Origin of the sequence: Actinoplanes sp. G11-F43 (genome assembly GCF_050589265.1) — a bacterium.
Lineage (GTDB): Bacteria > Actinomycetota > Actinomycetes > Mycobacteriales > Micromonosporaceae > Actinoplanes.
The window spans coordinates 44,380-55,270 of record NZ_JBNZCE010000052.1 but is presented as its reverse complement, the minus strand read 5'-3'; the positions used below and the strand labels follow the sequence as shown (position 1 = coordinate 55,270).

Below are 10,891 nucleotides of genomic sequence, written 5' to 3'. Positions count from 1 at the left end.
ACCAACTCCGGGACCTCGATCTCCGGACGCGGTTCCGCAGTCGAGGCGGGCGCCGGGGTGGGGTCGGCGGCGAGGGCTGGTGGGGCGTGGAGTCCGGCGCCGAGGACAGTAGCTGCCAGCACCGATATCAGGGCAGCACGAAGCCGCGTCTTGAGTGTCACGACCGGTATCCGTTCAGCAGGCGGAGGCGCTCCGGGGCCGCGGCGGCCCCGGAGCGTTGAAGTCGGGGTGGGTCAGGCGGGGGTCTTGGACCAGGCCTGCTCGGCGGCCACCGCCTTGGTGTACAGGTCCGCCCAGTAGGCGGCCTGCTTACCGGCGGTGGTGGTGTCAGTGGCCCACTGGCCGCCGATGTCACCGGAGGCGCCGAGGATGGGCTTCCAGTTGGCACTGTCGGCAGCGGCCGCGGCGGCGGCGACCTGGCGCCACACCTCGGCCTGCGCCAGGGCGGTCCGCTCGGCGTCCTGCCACGCCACCCGGGCCGGGCCGGCGTTCCGGGCGATGCCGCCCCACGCACGGGCGGCGGCGGCACGGGCCTGTGCCTGGGCTTCACCGGCGGTCTCCCGGGCCTTCCGCTCGGCCTCCTCGGCGGCGAGGGTCAGGCGCACGACCTCACGGCGCCAGGCCGCGTCCCGGACGGCGATCGCGGTGCGATGGGCCCGCACGTCGAGACCGGCCGAGTACGCCCAGCTGTGGCTGAAGAACTCCACCAGATCGCTGTCACTCGCGCCGTCGCGCAGCGCCCATGCCGCGGCGAGACGCACCTGGGCGCCGGGGTCGCCGTCACGCAAGCGGGTCACGTAGAGCCGGTCGGCCGCGACCAGTGCGGCGGCCTGTTCGCCGATCTCGTCACGGTCCCGCCGGTCGCGTTCCTTGGCCGCGGCGTACCCGGTGGCGACGAACTCCTCCTGCTCCTCGGGCGAGCCGTACAGCACGTTCACCGCCGCCGCGCAAACCTCGGGTGAATACTCCGGGACGCAGGTGTCGACCACGTACTTGACGAAGTCGTTATTACGTGCCGAACCATCCGCCGCCAGTAACTCTGCGTATTCCCATTCCGATTCGAAAAACCGCAGAATCCCCGCCGCCACATCCGTCTCGAGCAGGGCGGTCCATGCCGTGGAACGCACCATGGCGCGTTCGTCGTACTGGGCGAGCCAGAGCACGAAATCGTACTCAGCGTCATTGACGGCCGCGACGGAAACCCCGGGCGGGCTGGCTACCGCCGGTGCCGCCATCGATGTCACGGCCCCCAGAGCCAACATCGCCGCAGCTAGAGCGCGTGCGTACATGCAAGATCCCCCGTGGAACTCAAAATTCGACCATCACCGCAGGTGGTGCGCCATCCATTTGGACCAATGGGCTCGCACCGCCGACATTGAACCACATGATCGTCGAATCGAACGCCGAGGGTTTTCGCCGGGAAACCCTGAGTGACAATTGACCTTGCGGGTTCATCGATCGCATGGATAGCATCCGGCCGACCGCGACGCATCCGGCATACGGGGACGCCGGCCACGCCCAGGCGTGGACGCGACGCGCAGTGAATCACGGGGTTCCATTTGCGCACATCATCAGCTCCCACCCGCACGGCGCCGATACCGCCGGACCAACCACGCCGGTATCGCTGACCCCCCGGGGGATCCGACTTCTTCCCGCACCACACACAGCCATCCGGCACGCCCACCGCGGGCCCGCGACGGCTGTCGATCTCGCGTGCCCGGCAGACGACGTCTCGCTGCCGGCCGCACGACCGTTCCCAGAATCAGAAGGGCCTACGTGAACATCATCACGCGTACCAGGCTGACCGGCCTGGCCGGTGCCGCCACCGCGGTCGTGCTGGCCGCTACCTCGCTCCCGGCTCCGGCATACGCCGCCGAGACGCCCGCGACGCTGGCGGAGAAGGCCGCGGCGCTCCGGGCGCTCGGCCTCGAACCGACCCCGGTCATGACCGCGTACAAGGACTGCGATCTGACCATCGCCATCTGGAACGCGCTGGACGGCCAGGAGTTCCGCGGCGAGGTCCGTACCGCCGCGGTCACCGCCTACTCAGACCCGGTCTCGCTGGGCGGTGACGCCAGCAAGTGCACCCTGTTCATCCGCACCGACGTCTTCGCGGCCAAGCAGCGCGACGTCGCCATCCAGGTCGCGGCCGAGGAACAGGACCGGCTCGAACGTGAGCTGAAGCAGAAGGCGGCGCTCACCATCGGTCTCACCGTCGGCACCGACGACCTCGGTCTGACCGTACGCAACTTCGTGGATCTGATCCGCAAGAGCGACAAAGCCGGAACGCGGGTGAAGGCGGGCGCCCAGACCGCCTACGACGGTTCCGACGCCGACCAGCTCGCCTTCCTCGGTGACGGCATCGTGACCGCGCATGAGGCCGACCGGGAGGAGCAGATCCGGATCGAGACGGAGAACGACGAGGCGCTCCGGATCAAGCTGATCGAGGAGGCGGCCCGCAAGCGCGCGCTGGCCGTCCTGCTGATCGCGGCCACCGACGGCATGCTCGCCGCCAGCGACCGTGACTTCATCACGTACATCTGGGAGAACGCCGTGGTGGACAGCGAGGTCCGCGGCGCCGCGGAGAGCGCCGTCCTCAGCCGTGAGCCCGCCGTCTGGAACGCCTTCATCCACACCGGCATCCACGAGGCCCGCGAGACCGACCGGCAGATCGCCTTCCGCAAGAAGTACGAGGCGGACGTCGCCAAGGCCGAGAAGGTCCGCGCCGACGCCACCGCCGCCGGTCAGCACGTGCTCGCCGTCGCCGCCCGCAAGGCCCTCGCCGGCACCGCCACCGAGCTGGACAGGTTCGTCCGGGTCGGCCAGTTCGATCTCGACCTGGTCACCGGGTTCGAGAGCGGAGAGGTGCCGCTCTCCGCGAACCACACCGCGGCGTGGACCAACGCGATCCAGGGCGTCAACGCCTGCCCGATCGCCGAGACCAAGAGCCTGGCCACCCGGGTCACCGCCGCCACCACGGCGGCCACCACGGCCGCCGCCGCCGTGCGGGTCGCCGAGGCCCTGGTCGCCACCGCGACCACTCCCGCCGAGAAGGCCTCCGCAGCGGTACGGCTCGTCCAGGCCAAGGCCCGGCTCGCCACCGCCAACACCGAGAAGTCCGAGGCGACCGCGGCAGCCGCCGCCTGCGCCGCCAAGAAGCCGGAGCACTCGGTCGTCGCCAACGAGCGGGCGCACGCCGGGACCAGCGCGATCCGCTACTACGGCGTCGACCAGAACACCACCCGGTCGCACGCGTACTTCACCGGGATCAAGCTGACCCGGATCACGGTCAAGCCGACCACCAAGCTGACCTACTGGGTCTACCCCCAGTCGAACACCACGGTCAGCCACGTCGTCGCGGCCAACAGCACCTGTGTCGCGGTCGACCTGTCGTTCAGCAACGGTGCGACGCTGCGTGACTCCGGGGCGGTCGACCAGAAGGGCAACCGGGCGCACCCGGCCCACCAGTGCGGCAAGCTCACGCCGGAGACCTGGAACAAGGTCGAGGTGAACCTGGGCACCCGGTTCAACGGCCAGGCCATCACCGCGCTGCAGATCGGCTACGACCAGGCGGCCAACACCGGCTCGTACCGCGGCTACTTCGACGACATCTCCATCACCGACTGATGGCCCAGCACGGAGAGACGACGATGTTCACCCGCACCCTCATGGGCGCCGCGACCGTGGTCGCGCTGACCGTGTCGCCGGCGCCGGCCCCGGCCGTCGCCGCCGTCGCGACGGCGACTCTCGCGGAGAAGGCCGCGGCCCTCAACACCCTCGGCATCCCGCCGGAACCGAAGTACACCGGCCAGAAGGACTGCGACCTCACCATCTCCATCTGGGAGGCGCTCAAGGGCCAGACCAACCGCGCGGAGGTACGTGCCGCGGCGGTCAATGCCTTCGCCAGCCAGGTGGTCCTGCAGCAGGGTGACAGCACCCCGTGCACGCTGTTCATCCGCACCGAGGTGTTCGCGGCCAAGCAGCGCGACGTCGCCATCCAGGTCGCGGCCGAGGAACAGGACCGGCTCGACCGTGAGCTGAAGCAGAAGGCCGCCCTCACCATCGGTCTCACGGTCGGCACCGACCAACTCGGCATGGCCCTCAAGGAGTTCGTCACCGAGCTGCGCAACAGTGGCCGGGCCGGCAACCGGGTCAAGGCCGCCGCGGACACCGCCAACAACGGCACCGACGGCGACCGCCGCGCGTTCCTCGGCAACGGCATCGTGACCGCGCACGAGGCCGACCGGGAGGAGCAGATCCGGATCGAGACGGAGAACGACGAGGCGCTCCGGCTCAAGCTGATCGAGGAAGCCGCCCGGAAACGCGCGCTGGCCGTCCTGCTGGTCGCCGCCACCGACGGCATGCTCGCCGCCAGTGACCGCGACTTCATCACCTACCTGTGGGAGAACGCGCCGGCGGACAGCGCGGTCAAGACCGGTGCCGAGCGAGCCGTTCTCAGCCGTGAGCCCGCCGACTGGAACGCCTACATCCACACCGGCATCCACGAGGCGCGGGAGAACGACCGCCTGCTGGCGCTGCGCAAGAAGTTCGAAGCCGACGTAGCGACCGCCGAGCAGACCCTGCGCCAGGCGACCGCGGACAAGTTCCACCTGCTCGCGGTGGCGGCCCGGAAGGCTCTCGCCGGCACCCCCGAGCAGCTGGCCGAGTTCGTCCGGGTGGGCCGGTACGACCTCGACCTGGTCACCGGATTCGAGGACGGCGAGGTCCCCCTGGAGTGGACCGACAGCCCGGCGTGGACCGGCGCGTTCAGCAATGTCAACGACTGCGAGTCGAGCTACGAGAAGCAGGAGCTGGCCGCCCGGGACAAGGCGCTCACCACGGCCCGCACCCTCCTCGCCAACACGCAGGCGCAGCTCAAGGCGGAGCAGGCGAAGCCCCGGCCGAGCCCCGCCGTGATCGAGAAGCTGAAGCAGGGCATCGCCTCGGCCCAGGTCCAGATCAGCATGGCCACCGAGGAGAAGGCGTACTGGCAGGCCGAACTGAACAAGTGCATGGCGACCAAACCGGTGGCGCGGATCAACACCGACTGGGCGAACACCGGCAAGCGGACTGTCAGCATCCACGGCTACGACCACAGCGCCACCCAGTCGTACGCCTACTTCCGCGCGCTTCCGCTCAACCGGGTCACCGTGAAGCCGACCACGACGCTGAGCTACTGGGTATTCCCCGACAACGATGCGATGAGCACCTGCACCGCTGTCGACCTGGTCTTCAGCGACGGCCGTAACCTGCGGGACTCCGGTGCGGTCGACCAGAACGGCAACCGGGCCCACCCCGCGCACCAGTGCGGCAAGCTGAAGATCCACACCTGGAACAAGGTCACCGTCAACCTCGGCGGCCTGTTCGACGGCCGGGCGATCACCACCCTGGTGCTGGCGTACGACCAGCCCGCCAAGACCGGCTTCTTCCAGGCCCGCTTCGACGACATCAGCATCACCGACTGACAGCGGTACGCCGGTGGCGCGGCTGCGGCCGTGTCACCGGCGTAAACCGTGTCCGCGTGTCGGGAGGCCGGTTCACGACGCCGGAACCTGGTGATGGCACCATGCGCCGGTGAGTTTCGACCTTGTGGTGTGGGCCATGGCCCCCTCGGCCGAACCGGCGACGGTCCGGGCCGCCAACGAGCGCTGCGCCAACGGTGTGCACCCGCAGCAGCCCGCCGACCCCCGCGTCGTCGCCTTCTACGACGCCCTGACCAGTCACTACCCCGACCGTGGCCCACGGCTGGCGGAGGCCCCGTCGCCCTGGGCGAACGTGCCGCTGCACGCCGAGTCGGACCACATCCACATGAAACTCGACGAGAACTGTGCCGACGTGGTGCTGGAGCTCATCGAGAAGTATGCCGCCCAGTTCCACCTCGACCTGCTCGATCTGCAGGACGGCTCGGTGTACCGGGCCTTCTAGGTCCGCAGGTCGACCACCGCGGCGCGGGACGAGCCGATCTCGGCGGCCACCGTCGCCAGCAGGTCCGGCTCGACCGCCGAGTCCACGGTCAGAGTCATCAGCGCCTCTCCCCCGGCCGCCCGGCGCGCGACCTGCATGGCGGCGATGTTGACTCCGGCACGGCCCAGGGTGGTGCCGATCCGGCCGACCACTCCGGGACGGTCGGTGTAGCGGAGGAACAGCAGCACCCCGTCCGGTGTCAGGTCCAGGTCGAAGTCGTCCACCCCGACCAGTTTGGCCGGCCGTCCGGCCACGCTCACGGACCGCCCGTCCGGCAGCGCCCCACGGATCCGCAGGGTGTCGTCACCGGGCACGGTGTCCACGGTGACGCCCCGTTCGGCCGCCAGGCGGGGCGCGTTCACGAACGTCACCGGTTCGCTGACCACCGGGGTGAACAGCCCTTTCAGGACGGCCAGTTCGAGGATTCCGGTGTCTTCGCCGGCCACTTCCATGGTGACCCGTTCGGCCAGGTGCCCGGCGACGGCGGTGAGCACCCGGCCCAGTTTCTCGGCCACCGGCAGCAGGCGGCGGACGCCCTCGTCGAGTGGTCCACCGGCCCGGACGTTGACCGCGTCCGGCACGAACTCGCCGCGTAACGCCAGCCCGACACTGCGCGCCACGGCCAGGCCCGCCTTGTCCTGCGCCTCCACCGTCGAGGCGCCCAGATGCGGGGTGACCACCACGTTGTCCAGGGCGAACAGTGGCGATTCGGTGAGCGGTTCGGTCGCGAAGACGTCCAGTCCGGCGCCGGCCACCCGGCCCTCGGTCAGCGCGTCGGCGAGCGCCCGTTCGTCGATCAGCCCGCCCCGGGCGGCGTTGACGATGTGCACCGTGGGTCTGACCAGCCCGAGTTCCTTCTCCCCGATCAAACCCATGGTCTCGGCCGTACGCGGGAGGTGCACCGAGATGAAGTCGCTCTCCCGCAGCAGGTCGTCGAGGCTGGTCAGCCGGACCCCCAGCTGGGCCGCGCGGGCCGGCTGGACGTACGGGTCGTAGGCGATCAGATGTACGCCGAAGGCGGCCATCCGCTGGGCGAACAGCACACCGATCCGGCCCAGCCCGATCACGCCGACGGTCTTGCCCTGCACTTCGACGCCGGTGTACGCGGACCGTCGCCAGGCACCGCCTTTGAGTGCGGCGCTGGCCGACGCGGTGTGCCGGGCCACCGCCAGCAGCAGGGCCACCGCCTGTTCGGCCGCGGAGACGATGTTGCTGGTGGGCGCGTTGACGACCAGGACGCCGCGGGCGGTGGCGGCGGGGATGTCGACGTTGTCGAGGCCGACGCCGGCGCGGGCGACGACCCGGAGCCGGCCGGCGTGGGAGAGGGCCTCGGCGTCGATCCGGGTGGCGCTGCGAATGATCACCGCATGCGAATCGGGCAGCGCCCCGAGGAGCGCTGCCCGATTCGTACCGTCGATGACTCTTACCTCGAAGTCCTCAGCCAGCACTTCCAGCGCGGCTGCTGCCAGTTCCTCGGTGACGAGCACTACTGGACTCATAGACTTCGATATTAGAGACCTTCCCTATGAATCAGGCGGTCTCGGTGATGGGCCGGTCCACCCAGCTCATCATGCCGCGCAGCTTCGCACCGGTGATCTCGATCGGGTGCTTGGCGGCCTCCTCGCGGAACTTCTTGAGCTCCGGCGCGCCGGCGTCGTCGTCGGCGATCAGGTGGCGGGTGAACTCGCCGGACTGGATGTCGGCGAGGATCTTCTTCATCTCCTCCTTGACCGACGCGTTGATCACGCGCGGGCCGGAGACGTAGTCACCGAACTCGGCGGTGTCCGAGACGCTGTAGCGCTGGCGGGCGATGCCACCCTCGTACATCAGGTCGACGATCAGCTTGAGCTCGTGCAGGCACTCGAAGTAGGCGATCTCGGGGGCGTAGCCCGCCTCGGTCAGCACCTCGAAGCCGGTCTGCACAAGCGCGGACGCGCCACCGCAGAGGACGGCCTGCTCACCGAAGAGGTCGGTCTCGGTCTCCTCCTTGAAGGTGGTCTTGATGACACCGGCGCGGGTGCCACCGATCGCCTTCGCGTAGGAGAGCGCCAGCGCCTGGCCCTCGCCGGTCGGGTCCTGCTCGATCGCGATCAGGGCCGGGACGCCCTTGCCGTCCACGTACTGGCGGCGGACCAGGTGGCCCGGGCCCTTCGGGGCGACCATGGCGATGGTGACGTCGGCCGGCGGCTTGATCAGCTCGAAGCGGATGTTCAGGCCGTGGCCGAAGAAGAGCGCCTTGCCCGCGGACAGGTTCGGCTCGATCGACTCGGCGTAGATCTTGCGCTGTGCGGTGTCCGGCGCCAGCACCATGATCACGTCGGCCCAGGCGGACGCCTCGGCCGGGGTCTTCACGGTGAGGCCCTGCTCCTCGGCCTTCGGACGGCTCTTCGAGCCCTCCTGCAGGCCCACCACGACCTCGACACCCGAGTCACGCAGCGACAGCGAGTGCGCGTGGCCCTGGCTGCCGTAGCCGATCACGGCGACCTTCTTGCCCTGGATGATCGACAGGTCGGCGTCGCCGTCGTAGAAAACTTCCGCGGTCATTCTTTTTTCTTCTTTCTGTGGGAGAGCTCAGGCGGCGCGGAGCGCTGGGCCGGTGGTGATGGAACGGGACCCGCGGCCGATGGCCACGAGGCCCGACTGGACCATCTCCTTGATGCCGTACGGCTCCAGGTCGCGCAGCAACGCATCCAGTTTGTCGGGATTACCGGTGGCCTCGATCGTCAGGGTGTCCGGTGCGACGTCGATCACCCGCGCCCGGAACAGCTCGACGGTCTCGAGCACCTGGCCGCGCTGCGCCCGATCGGCACGCACCTTGACCAGCAGGAGCTCGCGCTGGACCGACTGGGCCGGGTCCAGCTCCACGATCTTCAGGACGTTGACCAGCTTGTTGAGCTGCTTGGTGACCTGTTCCAACGGGGACTTCTCCGCGTTGACGACGATCGTGATGCGGCTGACGTCCGGGTTCTCCGTCTCGCCGACCGCAAGGGAGTCGATGTTGAAACTGCGCCGGGAGAACAGTCCGCTGACCCGGGCGAGCACGCCGGGCTTGTTCTCGACCAGCACGGAAAGGGTGTGTTGGTGGGTCACAGGAGGCCGTCCTCGTCGAAGCTCGGGCGCACGTCCCGGGCGAACATGATCTCGTCGTTGCTGGTGCCGGCCGCGACCATGGGCCACACCATGGCGTCCTTGCCGACCGTGAAGTCGATGACCACCGGCGCGTCGTTGATCTCCATGGCCTGCTTGATGACCTTGTCGACGTCGTCCTTCGACTCGCAGCGCAGGCCGACGCAGCCGAGCGCCTCGGCCAGCTTCACGAAGTCCGGGATCCGGTGCTTGTGCGTGCCCAGCTCGGTGTTGGAGTACCGGCCGTCGTAGAACAGGGTCTGCCACTGCCGGACCATGCCCAGGTTGCCGTTGTTGATCACAGCCACCTTGATCGGGATGCCCTCCAGCGCACAGGTGGCCAGCTCCTGGTTGGTCATCTGGAAGCAGCCGTCGCCGTCGATCGCCCAGACCGTGGTGTCCGGCTGCGCGACCTTGGCGCCCATCGCGGCCGGGACCGCGTACCCCATGGTTCCGGCGCCACCGGAGTTGAGCCAGGTGCCCGGCTTCTCGTACTTGATGAACTGGGACGCCCACATCTGGTGCTGGCCGACCCCGGCGCAGTAGATCGCGTCCGGGCCGACGATCTCGCCGAGCCGCTCGATCACGTACTGCGGGGCCAGGGTGCCGTCGGTCGGCTCCTCGTAGCCCAGCGGGTACCGCTCCCGGATGTCGTTCAGCGTCGACCACCAGGCGGCGTACTGCTCGGTGCCGCCGGCGCCGGACGACACCGCCGCGATCAGCTCGTCGATCACGTGCCGGGCGTCGCCGACGATCGGGACGTCGGCGTGCCGGTTCTTGCCGATCTCGGCCGGGTCGATGTCGGCGTGCACCACCTTGGCGTCCGGCGCGAACGAGTCCAGCTTGCCGGTGACCCGGTCGTCGAACCGCGCGCCCAGGGTGACCAGCAGGTCCGCCTTCTGCAGGGCGTAGACCGCGGGGACCGTGCCGTGCATGCCGGGCATGCCCAGGTGCTGCGGGTGCGAGTCGGGGAACGCGCCGATGCCCATCAGGGTGGTGACCACCGGGATGCCGGTCAGCTCGGCCAGCTTGCGCAGCCCGTCGGTGGCGCCGGCCTTGTGCACGCCGCCGCCCACGTACAGCACCGGGCGCCTGGCCGCGGCGATCAGCCGGGCCGCCTCGCGGATCTGCTTGCCGTGCGGGTGCAGGGTCGGGCGGTACCCGGGCAGGTCCAGCGTCGGCGGCCACTGGAAGGTGGTCTGCGACTGCAGCACGTCCTTGGGGATGTCCACCAGGACCGGGCCGGGCCGGCCGGTGATCGACAGGTGGAACGCCTCGGCCAGGATCCGCGGCAGCTCCTCGGCGTTCTGCACCAGGAAGTTGTGCTTGGTGATCGGCAGGGTGATGCCCTGGATGTCCGCCTCCTGGAAGGCGTCCGTGCCGATGAACGAACGGCCGACCTGCCCGGTGATCGCGACGATCGGGACCGAGTCCATGTACGCGTCGGCGATCGGGGTGACCAGGTTGGTGGCGCCCGGTCCACTGGTCGCGATGCAGACGCCGACCCGGCCGGTGGCCTGCGCGTAGCCGGTCGCGGCGTGCCCGGCGCCCTGCTCGTGGCGGACCAGGATGTGCCGGACCTTGGAGTCGAACAGCGGGTCGTACGCCGGGAGGATCGCCCCGCCCGGGATGCCGAACGCGACCTCCACCCCGAGTGCCTCGAGCGACCGGACGAGCGCGCCGGCACCGGTGGTGGCTACCGGGGCCACGGTGGCGGGCGCGGAGTTCACGGCAGCCGCGACGGTGGCCGGAGTGGCTCGATGGGCGAGGGTTTCAGGAGTGGGTCTAGTCATGGCAAGTC

General features: G+C 69.6%; 8 protein-coding genes. 3 read left to right on the top strand and 5 right to left on the bottom strand.

The genetic code is table 11. The features are described 5' to 3' along the window. Window positions 1-233 precede the first annotated feature (233 nt). Window positions 234-1,163, bottom strand: coding sequence for a hypothetical protein (locus tag ACQ0O7_RS41370; protein ID WP_430791269.1), 930 nt, complete (start codon window positions 1,161-1,163; stop codon window positions 234-236). Window positions 1,164-1,776: 613 nt separating this feature from the next. On the opposite strand from ACQ0O7_RS41370, the gene ACQ0O7_RS41365 reads away from it, so the two are divergent. The 3 genes from ACQ0O7_RS41365 (at window position 1,777) to ACQ0O7_RS41355 (ending at window position 5,925) form a co-directional block, all read left to right on the top strand. Next, window positions 1,777-3,627: a hypothetical protein gene (locus ACQ0O7_RS41365; protein WP_430791267.1), complete on the top strand. Its 1,851-nt coding sequence runs from the start codon at window positions 1,777-1,779 to the stop codon at window positions 3,625-3,627. Then, complete coding sequence (locus tag ACQ0O7_RS41360; RefSeq protein ID WP_430791265.1) at window positions 3,627-5,465, top strand: ALF repeat-containing protein; 1,839 nt, start codon at window positions 3,627-3,629, stop codon at window positions 5,463-5,465. The genes ACQ0O7_RS41365 and ACQ0O7_RS41360 overlap by 1 nt, the downstream gene beginning before the upstream one ends. Before the next feature lie 109 nt (window positions 5,466-5,574). Further along, window positions 5,575-5,925 carry a hypothetical protein gene (locus tag ACQ0O7_RS41355; RefSeq protein WP_430791263.1) on the top strand — a complete coding sequence of 117 codons (351 nt, stop codon included), beginning with the start codon at window positions 5,575-5,577 and terminating at the stop codon, window positions 5,923-5,925. Here the strand turns inward: ACQ0O7_RS41355 and serA are convergent. The 4 genes from serA to ACQ0O7_RS41335 are packed head-to-tail and all read right to left on the bottom strand — an operon-like array spanning window position 5,922 to window position 10,883. Next, entirely contained in the window at window positions 5,922-7,463 is a 1,542-nt protein-coding gene (serA, locus tag ACQ0O7_RS41350; protein WP_430791261.1) for a phosphoglycerate dehydrogenase, read from the bottom strand. The genes ACQ0O7_RS41355 and serA overlap by 4 nt on opposite strands. Window positions 7,464-7,494: 31 nt before the next feature. Then, window positions 7,495-8,508, bottom strand: coding sequence for a ketol-acid reductoisomerase (ilvC, locus tag ACQ0O7_RS41345; RefSeq protein ID WP_430791259.1), 1,014 nt, complete (start codon window positions 8,506-8,508; stop codon window positions 7,495-7,497). A 27-nt stretch (window positions 8,509-8,535) separates the two neighbouring features. After that, window positions 8,536-9,054 (bottom strand): acetolactate synthase small subunit, encoded by a 519-nt coding sequence (ilvN, locus tag ACQ0O7_RS41340; protein WP_430791257.1) that lies wholly within the window; start codon window positions 9,052-9,054, stop codon window positions 8,536-8,538. Continuing rightward, window positions 9,051-10,883: an acetolactate synthase large subunit gene (locus tag ACQ0O7_RS41335; RefSeq protein ID WP_430791255.1), complete on the bottom strand. Its 1,833-nt coding sequence runs from the start codon at window positions 10,881-10,883 to the stop codon at window positions 9,051-9,053. Before ACQ0O7_RS41335 ends, ilvN begins: the two co-directional genes overlap by 4 nt. Between the last annotated feature and the right edge of the window lie 8 nt (window positions 10,884-10,891).